At 70.7% G+C, this 15,418-nt stretch carries 15 protein-coding genes and 1 tRNA gene; 6 read left to right on the top strand and 10 right to left on the bottom strand.

Annotated features, from left to right (window positions below):
* Nucleotides 1-38 precede the first annotated feature (38 nt).
* Nucleotides 39-112: transfer RNA gene (locus LG943_RS11420), tRNA-Gly, on the top strand.
* A gap of 104 nt (nucleotides 113-216) precedes the next feature.
* Here the strand turns inward: LG943_RS11420 and LG943_RS11415 are convergent.
* From LG943_RS11415 to LG943_RS11380, 8 genes are all read right to left on the bottom strand, one after another.
* Complete coding sequence (locus LG943_RS11415; protein ID WP_270072216.1) at nucleotides 217-1,380, bottom strand: site-specific integrase; 1,164 nt, start codon at nucleotides 1,378-1,380, stop codon at nucleotides 217-219.
* Nucleotides 1,380-1,604, bottom strand: a complete 225-nt coding sequence (locus tag LG943_RS11410) for a helix-turn-helix domain-containing protein (RefSeq protein ID WP_270072215.1) — start codon at nucleotides 1,602-1,604, stop codon at nucleotides 1,380-1,382. The genes LG943_RS11415 and LG943_RS11410 overlap by 1 nt, the downstream gene beginning before the upstream one ends.
* Nucleotides 1,604-3,280: a replication initiator gene (locus LG943_RS11405; protein WP_270072214.1), complete on the bottom strand. Its 1,677-nt coding sequence runs from the start codon at nucleotides 3,278-3,280 to the stop codon at nucleotides 1,604-1,606. Before LG943_RS11405 ends, LG943_RS11410 begins: the two co-directional genes overlap by 1 nt.
* On the bottom strand, nucleotides 3,280-4,692 hold the full coding sequence (locus LG943_RS11400; protein WP_270072213.1) for an FtsK/SpoIIIE domain-containing protein: 1,413 nt from the start codon (nucleotides 4,690-4,692) through the stop codon (nucleotides 3,280-3,282). Before LG943_RS11400 ends, LG943_RS11405 begins: the two co-directional genes overlap by 1 nt.
* A complete protein-coding gene (locus LG943_RS11395) occupies nucleotides 4,692-4,922 on the bottom strand; it encodes a hypothetical protein (protein WP_270072212.1) in 231 nt (76 codons plus the stop codon). Before LG943_RS11395 ends, LG943_RS11400 begins: the two co-directional genes overlap by 1 nt.
* 114 nt (nucleotides 4,923-5,036) lie before the next feature.
* Nucleotides 5,037-5,453 (bottom strand): plasmid replication, integration and excision activator, encoded by a 417-nt coding sequence (locus tag LG943_RS11390; RefSeq protein ID WP_270072211.1) that lies wholly within the window; start codon nucleotides 5,451-5,453, stop codon nucleotides 5,037-5,039.
* Nucleotides 5,454-5,603: 150 nt separating this feature from the next.
* Nucleotides 5,604-6,812 carry a helix-turn-helix domain-containing protein gene (locus LG943_RS11385; RefSeq protein ID WP_270072210.1) on the bottom strand — a complete coding sequence of 403 codons (1,209 nt, stop codon included), beginning with the start codon at nucleotides 6,810-6,812 and terminating at the stop codon, nucleotides 5,604-5,606.
* Nucleotides 6,809-7,117, bottom strand: coding sequence for a putative quinol monooxygenase (locus tag LG943_RS11380; RefSeq protein WP_270072209.1), 309 nt, complete (start codon nucleotides 7,115-7,117; stop codon nucleotides 6,809-6,811). Before LG943_RS11380 ends, LG943_RS11385 begins: the two co-directional genes overlap by 4 nt.
* 156 nt (nucleotides 7,118-7,273) lie before the next feature.
* Here LG943_RS11380 and LG943_RS11375 point away from each other — a divergent pair, with 156 nt between their 5' ends.
* Nucleotides 7,274-7,690: an ATP-binding protein gene (locus LG943_RS11375; RefSeq protein WP_270072278.1), complete on the top strand. Its 417-nt coding sequence runs from the start codon at nucleotides 7,274-7,276 to the stop codon at nucleotides 7,688-7,690.
* An 833-nt stretch (nucleotides 7,691-8,523) separates the two neighbouring features.
* Here LG943_RS11375 and LG943_RS11370 read toward each other — a convergent pair.
* The gene (locus LG943_RS11370; RefSeq protein WP_270072208.1) at nucleotides 8,524-8,994 is read right to left on the bottom strand and encodes a DNA-binding protein; all 471 of its coding nucleotides are present in this window, start codon (nucleotides 8,992-8,994) and stop codon (nucleotides 8,524-8,526) included.
* A gap of 167 nt (nucleotides 8,995-9,161) precedes the next feature.
* Here LG943_RS11370 and LG943_RS11365 point away from each other — a divergent pair, with 167 nt between their 5' ends.
* The 4 genes from LG943_RS11365 (at nucleotide 9,162) to LG943_RS11350 (ending at nucleotide 14,489) form a co-directional block, all read left to right on the top strand.
* The gene (locus tag LG943_RS11365) at nucleotides 9,162-9,659 is read left to right on the top strand and encodes an adenylyltransferase/cytidyltransferase family protein (RefSeq protein WP_270072207.1); all 498 of its coding nucleotides are present in this window, start codon (nucleotides 9,162-9,164) and stop codon (nucleotides 9,657-9,659) included.
* A gap of 299 nt (nucleotides 9,660-9,958) precedes the next feature.
* Nucleotides 9,959-11,866 carry an ABC transporter ATP-binding protein gene (locus LG943_RS11360; RefSeq protein ID WP_270072277.1) on the top strand — a complete coding sequence of 636 codons (1,908 nt, stop codon included), beginning with the start codon at nucleotides 9,959-9,961 and terminating at the stop codon, nucleotides 11,864-11,866.
* Nucleotides 11,867-12,120: 254 nt separating this feature from the next.
* Nucleotides 12,121-12,777: a TetR/AcrR family transcriptional regulator gene (locus LG943_RS11355; RefSeq protein WP_270072206.1), complete on the top strand. Its 657-nt coding sequence runs from the start codon at nucleotides 12,121-12,123 to the stop codon at nucleotides 12,775-12,777.
* 71 nt (nucleotides 12,778-12,848) lie between these two features.
* Nucleotides 12,849-14,489 (top strand): MDR family MFS transporter, encoded by a 1,641-nt coding sequence (locus LG943_RS11350; protein WP_270072205.1) that lies wholly within the window; start codon nucleotides 12,849-12,851, stop codon nucleotides 14,487-14,489.
* Nucleotides 14,490-14,651: 162 nt separating this feature from the next.
* On the opposite strand, the gene LG943_RS11345 is transcribed toward LG943_RS11350, so the two are convergent.
* Nucleotides 14,652-15,290, bottom strand: coding sequence for a (2Fe-2S) ferredoxin domain-containing protein (locus LG943_RS11345; protein ID WP_270072204.1), 639 nt, complete (start codon nucleotides 15,288-15,290; stop codon nucleotides 14,652-14,654).
* Nucleotides 15,291-15,418 lie beyond the last annotated feature (128 nt).

Here is a 15,418-nt window from a genome sequence, read left to right as displayed (position 1 = left end):
CCAAGAGTCTAGAGGAAACTCCGGGCCGTCGGCGCCATGCGGGCGTAGTTCAATGGTAGAACTCCAGCCTTCCAAGCTGGCCGTGCGGGTTCGATTCCCGTCGCCCGCTCCACAGAGCAAGGGGCCAGGTCAGCCCGGAGCATCCGGAGACCTGGCCCTCGTTCATGCCGGGAGGCGGCGCACCCGCCGTGCCACACACGTGCCACAACCGCCGGTTCAGCCCCCGCCTGAGGCCGCTTCCGGCCCTCCGGAGCCCTCTCGTTGCTCCCGCTCACGCGCCTCTGCCAACTCCCGCGCCGCCCGTTCGCCGAGACTGTCCGCCAGCGCGCGGGCGCGGTCGTCCCTAGCGTGCAGGTAGATGAGCGCGGCACGGGTGCTGGAGTGACCCATCCTGGTCATCAACTCCCGCAGCGAGGCCCCCGCTTCGGCGGAGTACGTGTTGCCCGCGTGCCGGAGGTCGTGGAAGCGGACTCCCGCGAGCCCGACCGACGCACGTGCTCTCACCCACAACTGTGAGAAGTTCGACCGCAGCAGCGGGTTGCCCCTCTCTCCCACAAAGACGAGTCCGTCCGGTCCCGGAGCGGCGAAGGTGTCGAGATGTGCGCGGAGGTCGGCCACGATCAGCTTGGGGAGCTGTACGGTCCGCCGACTGGCCTTCGACTTGGGCGGCCCGAAGCGCACGCCCTTGAGCTCATAGGCCACCTCACGGACGGTGACGGTACGCCCGTCGAGATCGAGACAGCGACGCCTTAGCCCGGCCAGCTCGCCCCACCGCAGACTGCCGAACGCGGCGAGGAGCACGAGCGCGCGGTAGCGCGGTGGAACGGCGTCGGCGAGTTTGTACACCTCGGCCACGGACAGTGCCGGGCGCTCCTCGCTCTCCTCCTGACCGGCGCCCTCGATCCGACAGGGATTGTCCTTGACCAGGCGGTCACGGACGGCGGTGTTCATCACGGCCCGCATCAGGCGGTACGCCTTGGCCACCGTCACTTTTCCGACGTTGGCCCGGCGGCGGGAGGCCCGCCACGCGCGGACGTGCGACTCCCGGATGTCCTTGAGGAGCGCGTCTCCGAAGGTCGGGTCCAGATGGAGGCGAAGAAGACTTTGGTAGAGGTCCGCCGTGCGCGGAGCGAGGTCCCGTTCCGCCACCCATTGCTCGGCGTACTCGGCGAAGCGGACGGCCCCGGCGTCCGGATCGAACCAGTCGCCTTGGACGATTTCGGCTTCCTTGAGCGTCAGCCAACGTTCCGCCGCCTTCTTCGTGGCGAACGTCATCGGAGCGTTACGGAGGCGTCCGTCCGGCCCGCGATACCGTGCCTGGAAGCGCCCTGAGGCGAGCACCCGCACGTTGCCGAAAGACCGCTTTTTCTCCCCTGGCATTACGCTGCCCTCCTCATCCGCAGCCGCACCGGCTCAACCAGACCGGCGGCTATGAATTCGTCCAGCGCCGATTCAGGGATGCGCACGTGGCGCCCCAGCTTGACAAAGGTGATGCGTCGCTCCTCAATGAGGCGGCGGGGATAGCGCTCACTGGTGTTGAGCCGTTCGGCCACCTGCGCCACCGTCAGCAGCCGCCCAGAAGGGTGCTTGTCTTTGCCGGTCATCACGCTGCCCTCTCAGTTGCCGAAAGACTGCCGTGCCGTGCCGCGTCGAGTTGGGCGCGGCGTTTGAGGGCTTCGCCGACCGCGCGCAGCAGGCGGTGTTCACGCGGGGGAACGTCGGGGTCAGTGGGGCGTGCCAGCTCCCAGGCGTGGTTGCCGGAGGCCACCGACGCCAGCGCCGGGGGTTGCTGGGCGTCGTGGTCCAGGCCCTCATCGCCGGGTCGGGCGCCCAGCGCGTTGAGAACCCAGGTCAGGCGGTCGGCCTTATGGTCCGCCATCGTTTTTCCGGACCACTTGCGCGAGACCAGGACGCGGCGCCCGGCGTAGCCCAGGTGTTCACGGCGATGCGCCTTGGACCGGCAGAACCCCGGCACCATCCCCGGCTTGGGGTTGTCGGGCTGGACGCCGTAGCGCAGCCAGTTGGCGCAGCGGGGCGAGCACGGCTCGAACCGCAGGGCCTCAACGAGCCGCTCCACGTGGCGGGCTTGGGCGTCGGTCTCCACGGCGTGGCATTCGGCGATGTCCTTGGTCAGGTACTTCGCCAGGTAGCGCACGCACCGGTCGGCATCGGGAGACCCCGCCAGGACGCCTTTGGCATCCACCTGCGGCCCGAAGCGGACCACGTGCATCGGCTTGGCGTGGGGGTCGGCGTCGAGGGCGTCCAGCGCCTCATCCCAGGTGGGCAGCACCTCCCCCGTGCGGGGATCGACGTAGGTGGTGGCGTCTTCGTCCCAGACGGGCAGGTTCGCGCCGTCGTAGGCCACGGTGTCGGCCGGGGGCCACCAGACCTGGTGGGAGGTGGCGGCGGCGATCTGGCGCAGCTCCGCGCGCGGAATCGTGCCGCGCGTGGCCATGTGCAGGTGAGGCGCCAGGCGCCGTTGCGGCTCCACCGTGGCGAAGTACTGGACGTCGAAGCCCGCCACCCGGCGGAGGTTCTGCACGAAGCGGTCGATGAGCTTGGAGAAGTGCAGCGCGTCGCGCGCGGCACGCCGGTAGTCATACGTCGAGGGATCGACCGGGGTACCGTCCGAGCGCACGCGGCCGTAGGTGTCGCAGGTCAGAGTGATGAACAGCGACGGCCGGAACGTCTTGCCCGTGGCCGGGTCCTCGAAGGTCCGGCCCACGGTGGTGGGCGCCTTCTGCCTCTTGGGCAGGTCGGGTGTGTCCTGGCGGCGTCTGGTGGAGCGCACCCGCCGGGACCGCCCCGAGGGCGAGGTGTTCCGGGTGACCGACCCCCGCAGGCCGGAGGCGGTGATCTCGGCGTCCAGGTCGGCGATGGCCGCATCCAGCGCCGCCACCTCATCGGGGGACGCTTGACCGGCTTGCACCAGGCGGTCGCGCTCGGCGGTGACCATCGCCCGGCGTTCGACCCAGGCCCGTTGCATCTGGCTCGCGGGATCGGGAACCACAACCGGGTCTTCGGTGAGGTGCCAGCCCTCCTCGCACTGAGTGCGGCGGATCGAGCGCTTCCGGCGGGCACACGCCGGGCACCACGACTCCAGCGTGGCCCCACAGGGCACATCGATGATCTCGGTCCGCCCGGTGACGATGTCAGTGCGGCGCAGCGCCACCGGCCGGATGCACACCCCCTTCTCCGCCGCGATGGTCTCGGCGACCTCACGCGCCAGGGGTTGGGCGAGGCGCTCGGCCCGCGTGCTCTTACCGGTCGGGGTGGGCATCACTCCCCCGTTCCAGCTGCCGTAGCAGTCGTGTGGTCGATGTCGGCATCGGAGACGAACGCGGCCCGCACACGGACGGGGACCGGGGAGCCCTCCAGCTTCACAAACCCCACCCCGGGAAGCTCGGGGTCGATGAGGTGGGCGTTGGCGCCCCGGTCCCGGGCTCCCTCCCCGAGCACCATGTCCACCTGGCTTGCCTCGTCCAACCGGAGGGCGATCTTGTCGGGGAAGAGGTTGCGCAGGTTGAGGACTTCTTTGCGGGGGTCTTGGAGCGCGGCCAGGACGCAGAACCCCACCGACCGGCCCTGGCTGGTCAACGTCGCGATGGCGTTCTCGGCGCGGCGGCGGATGTCGCGGTCGGGGTGGTAGGCGGTCAGGAACGCCACCTCGTCCAGGACGATCACGGTGAACGGGTCGCGCGTGGTGGGGGTGTGGATGCGTTGACGTCCGGCGTAGCGCTCGGCCCGCTCCTGCATCGCGGCCACCGCCGCTTCCAGGAGGGCCACCGCGGATTCGCCGTCGTCGGCGTAGCGGGCGAACAGCGCCCGGCCGTATGACAGCTCCATGCGCTTGGGGTCGATCGCCCACACCTCGGCGATACCGGCGGTGATGGCCGAGGACATCGCCCGGATGGCCGACCACAGCACCGACCCTTTGCCCGCCCCGGTGACGCCCACCGTCAGGACGTGGGTTCCGTGGAGGCGGAGCGTCCACACCTCGCCGTCTTCACACACCCCCACGGGCAGGGCCGCCAGGTCCGGTTCCTCGGGGATCGGGAGTGCGTCGATGGGGTCGGCGAGGGTGTCATAGCGCGGGAACTCCAGCACCACATCCCTGGGTCCGCGCACTTCGACCCGGCAGGAGGGGGCGCCGAACCCGTGGGCCAGCTCGGTCACGCGTTTCTGGAAGTCGGCCGGGGACGTGCCGGCCACGATCCGCACCCGCACCCGGTCGGCCCACGCCGAGCACGTCACACCCCGGATGCGGGGAAGGTACTGGCGCTCAAGGTAGGACTCGGCCAGACCGGCGACCACCAGGACGGGTTGCCAGTGCCGCTGGTAGATCCACGCCCACCGCCACCCGGCCAGCACCCGCAGCGCCACCCGGTCGCGAAACGAGCGCGGCCACCGCCGCCACCACACCAGCAGCACCGCATCAGCGATCGACCAGGCGACGGCGAGCCCGAGCCAGCCGGTGAAGTACCACAGGGCCACCGAGACGGCCACAGTCCCCACCGCCACCGGGAACCGGAACGGTAGGACGAGAAGGAAGCGCACCAGGCGCCACATCCACCCGGCCAGGATGAACACCCCCGGCGTCTGGACGACCGGGGTGGCAAAGCGGAAGCTCTGCGCCGGGACGGGCGCGGTCGGCTGCACCTGCGCGGCACCGGCGCTCTTGCGGCCCAGCATCAGAGACCACCCGCCTCAACATCGTCGCTGGAGCGGGCGGCGGCCAGTTCGGCGCGCGCCGCCTCAGCAACCGCGTGCGTCCCCGGATCGGCCGTGGACTGGGCGATGCGGTCAAGCAGGGAGGACTTCCAGGCCAGCAGCGCCGCACCGTCACCAGCAGAGCGGGAGCGCAGAGCGGCCAGGAAGTCGGCGATCTCACGCGGACTCACCCGCGCGGTTCGGTCGGACATACTGAAGACACCTCTTCTGCCATCACGTGATTGGGAAGTCGCGGATCAGAGGGGTTGAAGGGGCGGCCGGGTGCGCCAACACCAACGGCCGCCCCGCTTGGGTTCAGCGGCTGGTTAGGCGGCGTCCTTGGCCGCCGCAGCCGCCGGGGACTTGCGCGAGGCCGGAGTACTGGGGGTCTTCACGCCCCGCGCCCGCAGCGAGTAGGCCACCCGAGGACGGCGGCCGGACTCGTCCACGTAGGGGACGACCGACATGGCCTCGAACTCGATCGGGCGGAACGGCAGGCCGGGCACCTCGTCGGGCAGGGTCGGGCAGTGCTCGGCGGCGAGCTTGACCTTCACCGACTTGGCCTTGCCCCGCGCGTCCGGGTCGGCGTCGATCACGTCCACCGCCCACAGCGGCAGCCCCGTGGCCTTGTCCAGCTGCGGGCGCTTGGTCTCAAAGTCGATCAGCGCTTCGACGCCCAGCGCGAAGGCGCCGTAGGGGAACACCGTCCCGAACTCGATCGGCAGCGCACCCTGAATCGCCATGGTTGGACCTCTCTACGGCCCGGTGACCGGGCCGGACATACGAAAGCGTGTGGGCCGTCGCCGCTTCCAGGGTTGGAAGGTCATCGGCGATAGCCCACACGCTAACCCGTACTTTTAATTCTGTCTAGTAGTTGTAGTACTAGTTCGTACTCAAAGTACGCCCGCCCTCCTCGCCAGCCCCTGGAGAGCCGGTCCGGCAGGGTCCTGAATGGTCAGAAGGTCTCCGAGCGCCTGGCGCACCAGCGGGTGAGTGCGCACCTGCTCAGGCGTGATCGCCTCCGCCTTCTCCAGCGTCGAGACCGCCCTGTCGGCGTTGCGCCGCTGAAGGTGAGCCCGCGCGACATCGATGAGGAAGCGCCCCTGCCGCTCAGGCGAAAGGCCGGACGCGTCGACACCTTCGGCCGCCCGCAGCGCCACCCCGGCATCTCCCAGTTCCACGGCCACGGCGACCTCGTGGAGGGACACGTTGGTCGGCCCGAACTCGGTGTTGTAGTCGTTGCGGTCACCGCCCAGGCGGTCCGCCACCGAGCGCGCATGGGCCACGTTGCGATAGGCGGCCGTGGCGTCGTTGCGCCGAGCTGCGGCAACCGCCCGTTGCAGAGTGAGGGCGCCAAACAGGGACATGGCTTCGGGGTCGCCCTTGTCGGCCAGACGCGACAGCGCCTCACAGGACGTGCCGGCGGTCGCCTCGACCTGTTCGTAGTAGCCCGCACCCTGGAACGTCAGGCACAACCGGAACTCACCGGCGGCCATCAACAGCGGATCATCGGCGCGTTCGGCCGCCGTGATCGACCGATCGGCCGCGATCCAGGCCGCCTCGTACTCCCCGAGCTTGGTCAACGCCGAAGAGCACGCCTGATAGGCGCTGTTGAGCAGGCGGAACAGCGGAACCCGCTGTCCGTTGGGCACCGAGCGCGCCGCCGCCTCCAACTCGGGAATCAGCGGCTCGAGCGCTTCCGTCAGGTCCAGGTAGCGGCTGGTATGGGTCAACTCCCACACGTGCTCGACCTTGCGGCCCAGCGCGTCGACATCCGGCGGTTCGCCCCCGGCGCTGAGCATCGCCGTCAGCGCATGCGCCCGACTCAGGACCAACCGAAGGCGACTGCTGCCGGGCGCCTCCTCGGCGGCCGAGGCGACAATGGGCGCTTCGGCGGCCAGCTCCGAAAGCGGGACCTCCAGCGCATCGGCGACAGTCTCCAGGACCGACATGCGATCAATCCGGCGAACGCCACGCTCCACCTGCGAGACCCAGGCTTCCGAGCGCTCGACCAGACGGGCGAATTCGCGCTGTGAGAGGCCGCGCCGCTTTCTGTGCTGCGCGATTTTTCGGCCTAGAGCCTTTTGGTAGTCATTGCTCACCCTGCGACCCCCTTTGCCCCCTGGAGTGAAAGGAAGTCGACCTCGACGGAGTCGAGGAACGCACCGCGCGCCTCAAGGAACCGCTTGACGTGGGGCTGTTCCTCGTGCTCGTCGAACGCGGCGGGGTCGCGGTACAGCTCGTAGAAGTACCGCTCCAGCGGCTTGCCTTCGACCTGGTGAACGGCGTAGACGAGCGTGCCCGGCTCACTCTCGCGGATGTGGGGCAGCGTCTCCCCCACCAGGACATCAAAGCCCGAAGCGCTGTCCTCGTCCTTGAGCGTGAATCGCACGGCAAGTCCGAACATGGGGACTCCTCAACTCACTTCGACATCACTTGTCGCACTAATTGTCTTGCGAACGTAGTGCAAGTACCAGACACCTAATGTACGGTAGCCGTACTAATAGTACTAGACATGCAGCTCAGTGTCTCGTGAGCTGTTGATCTCACCGAGGTGAGCCCTATGTCTCTGCACCCGAACGGCCCTAATCGAGGACAGGTGGCGGCCCTCCGCTGGTTCCCCGGTCACCCTTCGTCCGTCGGCGATGTCCGCCGGTTCGTCGCCAACCGCCTCCAGTACTGCGCCGAGCCGGACGCGGCCATCCTCGTTGCGAGCGAGCTTGCCAGCAACGCCCTCCAGCACACCGAGTCCGGCAACTGGACAACCGGCTTCCTCGTCATGCTGGAGCACACCGCCGAGGGCGCGCTCATCACCGTCCATGACGCGGGCAGCGCCTCCCACGTGCCCTACATCGCCGCGCCACCACTCGACACGGAGAGGGGGCGCGGCCTGCACTTGGTCGACCGTCTCACCGAGAGCTGGGGAAGCCAAGGCGGCCCGGCCGAACGGATGACATGGGGAGTCGTGCGCTGCCACTAGGCATTGCCGAATTGGGCTGTATGGGATCAAGGCGACGGCGCTTCGCGCCGTCGCTCCCGGCGTGCCGCCCGCCGCTCGGGCTGCGGGCTGCCGCCCGGTCCCGAGCGCGCGGTCGGCCGCCGGGGCCGCGGAAGCGTCCGTCGCCTTGAGGCCGTCCGTCGGCTGTGGGTCGCGCCGTCGCCGGGACGATCCGATACGAAGCGCCGAAGCCTCTCCAGGCGAACCGGCTGTGGTTCCTGGCGCCCACGGTCCCGAGGCACTTGGTCGCGCGACCCTCACTGTCTGGGGTGCCGGCCCCGGCGCGACCAAGCGCCTCGGACCGGGACCGTGGTTTCTCACCCCTCGGGTGGCCGTGTAGTGGCCAAGGAAGCCCTTTCAGACTGAGGCCGACTCCGACCCCCGCCACCCTCTCGCCGCATCGTCAGGACGTGCCACACTCGTGCCACACAGGACGGTGATCGAAAGGAAGCCACGGGCAACAGCGTCCGCCGTGGGTGCTTCCGTCGCAGGTGAGAAGAGCTTGGCAAAGACCGCTACGCCACGCGCGACCTTCCAAGCTGGCCGTGCGGGTTCGATTCCCGTCGCCCGCTCCACAGCACGAAGGGCCGGGCGGCCGGTGTGAACCGGCCCCGGCCCTTTCGCTTTGGGCTTCCTTTCTTGTGGCCTCCCCTTCGGACTGCCCCCACCACCGCCGCCCGACCGCGCGCCGAGGGGTGGGTGGAGGGTCCGGAATCCGTCATCCTTCCGTGACCCCTGCGGCGGTGGGTGCGCGCCTCGGCCGTCTGCCGCTGGGCCTCCTCGACGGGGGCTTTCTCGCTTTGGGGGCGCCGCCGTCACTCCGCGGACGGGGTGCGGGTGCTGAGGCGTTCGTGGCGTTGGCGGGCGGCCTGGGGGGTGCCCAGGCCGAGGCCGAAGGCGATTTCCTGCCAGGTCATCTCGCGGCCGCGGGCCATGGCCAGCAGGCCCGACTCCAGGGCGTCGATGTCGGCGCGCATGCGCGGGGTGAGGGTGAGCGCGGCACTGATGTCGGCGGTGTCGAGCGGGGGTTCGCCGGGTTCGGGCAGGGCCGAGCCGGCGGCGAGGTCGTGGACGCGGCGGACGGCGTCGAAGGGCTCCAGGAACAGGCCGCCCTCGTCCCAGCGGCGGCGGGCGTCGCCGGCCGCGTGGCGCTCGGTGATGCGGTGCAGGGCGGCGTACTCCCGGTGCCGCCGCGCGGTGTCGGGGTCGGGCGGGGTGAAGGGGTCGTCGGGGCCGGTGGGGCGGGCCTGGTGGCCCTCGGGCGAGGGCTGCTGGTTCTCGGGCATGAGGACAGTGTGCGTCGTTGAACGATTCATTGCAAACGGTTTGTTCAATACGGAATGTGTTGAACGACACGGCGTGCGCTGCGGAACGGTCGAGCCCGGCGGATATGTTGTGCGTGCGGCCGGACGGCGGCCGACCGAGCGACGCGGGCCGGTTGTGAAGGTGAGTGATGACGAGTCCTGATCCGCTGCACCTGCCACCTCTGACGATGCGCTGGTACGCGCGGCCCGAGTCCCCGGCCGCCCCCGTGGTGGTCACCGGGGCCTTCGACGTCCTCCACGTCGGCCACGTGCGCTTCCTCTCCGACGTGCGCGGCCGCCACGCCCCCCTGGTCGTGGGCGTCGAGGACGACGCCCGCGTGAGCGGCTGGAAGGGGCCGACCCGCCCGGTGAACCCGGCCGAGGAGCGCGCCGAGATGCTGGCGGCCCTTCGGTGCGTCGACGGCGTCTTCATCATCTCCGGGCCGGCCGAGGTCGCCGACTGGGACTCCTACGCCGACCTGCTGCGCCCGCTGGGCATGGCGGCGCTGGCCTTCACCACGGGCGACCCCTACACCGAGGAGAAGCGGCGGGGCGCCGAGGCGCTGGGGGCCGACGCGTGGGTGCTGCCCCTGACCGAAGGCCGCTCCACGAGCGCGGCGCTGAACCGGCTGGCCCGCTCCCTCTGACGCGTCCCGCCGGCCCGGGCGGCGGTCGCGACCTTTGTCCGGGTGCTTTCCGCGCGCTCCGGGCTGCCCCCGTGCGGGTCCGGTGGATTGTCACTGGGGCGTGGTTCGCTGTACTCGCGTCGCCGTGACCCTTTCGTTGTGCGAACGCCGCGATTTCGCTCTGGGCGTGGAAGCCGCCTGCGGGAGCCCCCCGGGGAAGCAGGTGCCGGGCGGAGGTGTTGAGGCATCCGAACGGGAGGGGTTATGCCAGTGCCTGAGCGGTCCGAGCACATTCACCGGAACGGGGTGGCGCGATGATGATGTCGGGCGGTCCGCCCATCTACCGGTCGCTGGTCAACGACGGCAGCGCCCGCAGGACCAGCCTCACGCCGGGGACCGTGCGCCGCATCGTCGGCTACGCCCGGCCGCACTGGCGCGCGATCCTGCTGTTCCTGGTCACGACCTCGGTCAGCGCGGGGATCGTCATCGCCAACCCGCTGCTGCTCAAGACCATCATCGACCAGGGCGTCGCCCACCGCGACACCCAGCTCATCGCCCTGCTCGCGGGCGCGGTGGGCCTGCTCGCGGTGGTCGAGGCCGGGCTGGGGCTCACCGGGCGGTGGCTGTCCTCGCGCATCGGCGAGGGCGTCATCTACCTGCTGCGCACCCAGGTGTTCCGGCACGTGCAGCGCATGCCGCTCGCGTTCTTCACCCGCACCCAGACCGGCTCGCTCATCAGCCGGCTCAACACCGACGTCGTGGGCGCCCAGCGCGCCATCACCTCGGTGCTCCAGTCGGTGGTGTCCAACCTGATCAGCGTGGTCGCCGTGGTCACCACCATGGCGGTGCTCTCCTGGCAGATCACCCTCATCGCGCTGGCGCTGGTGCCGCTGTTCGTGCTGCCCGCCAAGTTCATCGGCCGCAAGGTCGCCAACATCTCCCGCGACGGCATGAACGTCAACGCCGACATGAGTTCGCTGATGACCGAGCGGTTCAACGTCGGCGGCGCGATGCTGGTGAAGCTCTACGGCCGCCCCGACGAGGAGGCCGAGGGCTTCGCCGACCGCGCGGCCCGCGTCCGCGACATCGGCGTCTCCCAGGCCGTGTTCGGCGGGCTGCTGTTCACCATGATCGGGCTGATCACCTCGCTGGCCACCGCCGTGGTCTACGGCGTGGGCGGCACCCTGGTCGTGGGCGACGCGTTCGAGCTGGGCACCCTCGTGGCCATGACCACGCTGCTCACCCGCCTCTACGCGCCCATCACGGCGCTGTCCAACGTGCACGTGGAGGTCATGACCGCGCTGGTCAGCTTCGACCGGGTGTTCGAGGTCCTCGACCTCAAGCCGATGATCGACGAGCGCCCCGACGCCCGCGACCTCCCCGACGGCCCGCTGGAGGTGAGCTTCGACGCCGTGTCGTTCCGCTACCCCACCGCCGCCGAGGCGTCGCTGGAGTCCCTGGAGCTGACCCCGCAGGCGGAGACCGCCGACGACACCCAGGTGCTCAGCGACGTCTCGTTCACGGCGCCCCCCGGGCAACTGGTCGCCCTGGTCGGCCCCTCGGGCGCGGGCAAGACCACGCTGACCCACCTGGTGTCGCGCCTGTACGACCCGGTCGAGGGCGCGGTGCGGATCGGCGGGGTGGACCTGCGCGACGCCAAGGCCCAGGCGGTGCGCGACGCGGTGGGCGTGGTCACCCAGGACGCCCAACTCTTCCACGACACCGTGGGCGCCAACCTCCGCTACGCCCGGCCCGACGCCACCGACGACGAACTGGTCGAGGCCATGCGCGCCGCCCAGCTCCAGTCCCTGCTGGAGAGCCTGCCCGACGGCCTCGACACCATGGTCGGCGACCGCGGCTACCGCCTGTCGGGCGGCGAGAAGCAGCGCCTGGCCATCGCCCGGCTGCTGCTGAAGGCGCCGCGCGTGGTGGTGCTGGACGAGGCCACGGCGCACCTGGACTCCGAGTCCGAGGCCGCGGTGCAGGAGGCGCTGCGCACCGCGCTGGAGGGCCGCACCTCGCTGGTGATCGCGCACCGGCTGGCCACCGTCCGCGAGGCCGACCAGATCCTGGTGCTGGAGGACGGCCGCATCCTGGAGCGCGGCACCCACGACGAACTCCTGGCGGCCGGCGGGCTCTACACCGCGCTCTACCGCACCCAGTTCGCCGCCCAGGAGCGCGAGCGCGGGACGGCCCGGCGCACTCCGTCGGCCGAGGTCGGCGCCTGATCCCGGCGGCGCCGGGTGCGATCGGCGGGGCGCGCACGCGCCCGGCCCTTCGCGCCCGGCGCCGCTGTGTGTGCGGCCCCGACCGCGGCCACCCTGTCCCCTCCTCCGCCGCCGGCGACGGCGACACACCGAACTTCACTCGTTGCACACCGTGAAGAGATTCATGTCACGCATTAATTCGTTTGGTGCATTTTTTCATGGAGTGCAATGATCTAACCCAAGGCAGGTACCGGACGGTCGACGGGGGTGATGGCATGGAGCCCATGGGACTGCGCGAGCGCAAGAAACTGGCCACCCGCCGCACCCTCCAGCACGAGGCGCTGCGGCTGGCCATCGAGCACGGCTCGGAGAACGTCACCGTGGACGACATCGCCGCCGCGGCGAACGTGTCCACGCGGACGTTCTTCAACTACTTCTCCTCCAAGGAGGAGGCGATCATCGGCGACGGTCCGCCCCGGCCCACGGCGGACGCCACCGCGGTCTTCGTGGCCAACGGCCCCACCGGCGACCTGCTGGACGACCTCAAGCACTTCATCCTCTCCCCCATGCTCGACCTGAGCGCGGAGGAGCTGGGCTACACCTTCACCGACTTCCTGGCCCGCAAGCAGCTCATGCTGCGTGAATCCCACCTGGTCACGCGCATGATGGCCACCTTCGCCGCCACCGAGCGGGAGGTCGTCGCGGGGGTGGCCGCCCGGCTGGGCGAGGAACCCGAGGCCATCCGCCCGCAGATCGTCGCCGCGCTGGGCATGACCGCGCTGCGGTTCGCCCTGCGCCACCTGCACCACCACGGGGACACCGCAGAGGGCGCGGGCGCCGAAGGCGCGCGGGCCGCGGAGATCGCCGAACTCCGCGACCTGCTCGACGAGGCGTTCGACGCCCTGCGGCAGACATTCGACACGGCCCGCTGAGGCGGGCCACCAGTACACGCGGCCGCTCCCGCTCGGCGCGTGTTCCGATCAGGGGAAGCGAGCAGTCATCCATGACGTCCACCCGCGCGCAAACGCCGTTACCCGAACCCGCACCCGCGGCCGCCGACTCCTCGGGCCCGCTGCCGCGCCGCCGGGTCCGCTGGGTCTTCGTCGGCGTGATGCTGACGATGCTGCTGGGGGCCCTCGACCAGACCATCGTCTCCACGGCGCTGCCCACCATCGTGGGCGAACTCCACGGCCTTGAGCAACTGTCGTGGGTGGTCACCGCCTACATGCTGGCGGCAACGGTCGGCATGCCGATCTACGGCAAGGCCGGCGACCTGTTCGGCCGCAAGATCGTCTTCCAGTTCGCCATCGTCACCTTCCTGCTGGGTTCGGTGCTCTCCGGCGCCGCGCAGGACATGACGCAGCTCATCCTGTTCCGCGCGCTCCAGGGCATCGGCGGCGGCGGGCTGATGATCAGCGCGCAGGCCATCGTGGCCGACATCGTGCCGCCCCGCCAGCGGGGCCGGTACATGGGCCTGATCGGCGGCGTGTTCGGCCTGGCCTCGGTCGCCGGGCCGCTGCTGGGCGGGCTGTTCACCGACCACCTGTCGTGGCGGTGGATCTTCTACATCAACCTGCCCCTGGGCGCGCTGTCGCTGCTGGTCGTCACCGTGGCGCTGAACCTGCCCCGCCCCCAGGGCCCGCGCCCGCGCCTGGACTACCTGGGCACGCTCCTGCTGGCCGCGGCCAGCGTCTGCCTGGTGCTGGTCACCAGTTGGGGCGGCACCGAGTACGACTGGACCAGCCCGGTCATCCTCGGGCTGGGGGCCGCCGCCGTGGTCGCCGCGGTGCTGTTCGTGGTGGCCGAGCGGTTCGCCGCCGAGCCGGTCATCCCGCTGAGCCTGTTCCGCGACCGCGACTTCGTGCTGACCTCGCTGGTGGGCATCACCGTGGGCATCGCGATGTTCTCGACCGTGTCCTACCTGCCGACCTTCTTCCAGATGGTCAACGGGGCCAGCGCCACCGAGTCGGGGCTGCGGATGATCCCGATGGTGGTCGGCATGCTCGCCGCCACCATCACCACCGGTCGGCTGATCAGCAGCACCGGGCGCTACAAGGTGTGGCCGATCGTGGGCACCGCCGTGATCATGCTCGGCCTGCTCCTGCTGTCGCGGATGGACGCCGACTCCAGCTACCTGTTCAACGCGACGGGCATGCTGGTGCTGGGCCTGGGCGTGGGCATGGTGATGCAGAACCTGGTGCTCATCGTGCAGAACTCCGCGCCGCCGCGCCACCTGGGCACCGCCACCTCGGCCACGAACTACTTCCGCCAGATCGGCGCGTCGTTCGGTATCGCGGTCTTCGGGTCGGTCTTCGTCAGCCGCCTCAACGACCAGGTGGCCGGGCTTCCGGCCGGCGCCGCGCAGGGCATGCAGTTCGAGGGCGGCGAGGCCGGCCTCAGCTCCCTGACCCCCGAGATGCTGGCCGCGCTGCCGCCGCAGGTCCGCGACTTCCTGGTGCAGGCGTTCGCCCAGGCGCTGCCGCCGATCTTCGTCTACGCGGTGCCGATCGTGCTGGTCGGGTTCGCGCTGACGTTCTTCATCACCGAGCGCCCGCTGGCCACCCGCCTCGGGGAGAACGCGGCCGACGCCGAGGCCGACGCCGCCCAGGACCGGCCCGCCGCGCCGGCCGGGGTGGCCGACTAGCCCGCCCCCGCGGGAGCAGGTCCGCGGCGGCCCGGCTTCGCCCGGCCGGGGGCGCCGCGGACCGCTGGGTGTGCGGCGGCCCGGGGCACGCGGCCGCCGCACACCGTTCTCCCGGCGGCTCATGCGGCCGCCGGCCGCACCGGAAGAGGAAGGACCGCCGGACTACCGGCGGTCCTTCTTCTCGCGTCGCTCGGCCTTCTTCCCGCGCTTGGCCTTCTTGTCCTCTTTCTTGTCCCGCTTGGCCTTCTTCTTGGCCTTCGTGTCCTTCTTCTTGGCTTTCGTGGCCTTCGGGTCCGTCCCGTCCGCCCGCGTGCCGGCGGGCGCGGCGGATCCCGGCCGCGCGTCGTCGCGCAGGCGCTCCTGTTCGGCCTCGCGCGCCTTCTTCAGCTTCTTGGACTTCTTGTCCTTGGCCTTCTTCTTCGCCTTCTTCGGCTTCTTGGCGTCCTTGGAGGTGAGGTGGCCGGCCAGCCGCTCGGGCAGCGGCGCGGCGCCGGGGCCGCCCTCGGCGATCCACTCCTGGAGGTCGTCGACCAGGCGGTCCTCGGTGAACTCCCCCAGCCACACCGGGCGCCCGCCGCGCGCCCGCCCCTCCCCGGAGGGCTGGACCACCACCACGTTGGCCTGGAAGCAGATGCCCAGGCAGGTGCTGGTGCGCACCGGGACGTCGCGGCCCCGGCCGTCGCGCAGGCCGCGCAGCCGCGCCAACTGCGCCGCGTGGTCCACCCCGGGCACCTTCTTGCGGGTGCCGCAGCAGCAGCCGCGGCACACCACCAGCCGGCACGGGCGTCCTGCGGGCTCCACGGGGTCGGGGCCTCCTCCGGTCTCGGGCGGCGCGGCGGCGGCCGAGCGGCCGCCCGTCCGCCGCCCCTCCAACGGTATCCACCGCCTCGCACCGCTGTGACCTGCTATGTCGCCCTGCGCGGCGCGGC

This window comes from Streptomonospora mangrovi (assembly GCF_027604915.1).
Classification (GTDB): domain Bacteria; phylum Actinomycetota; class Actinomycetes; order Streptosporangiales; family Streptosporangiaceae; genus Streptomonospora; species Streptomonospora mangrovi.
The sequence above is the reverse complement of the archived record's forward strand: the minus strand, read 5'-3'. Positions and strand labels throughout refer to the sequence as shown.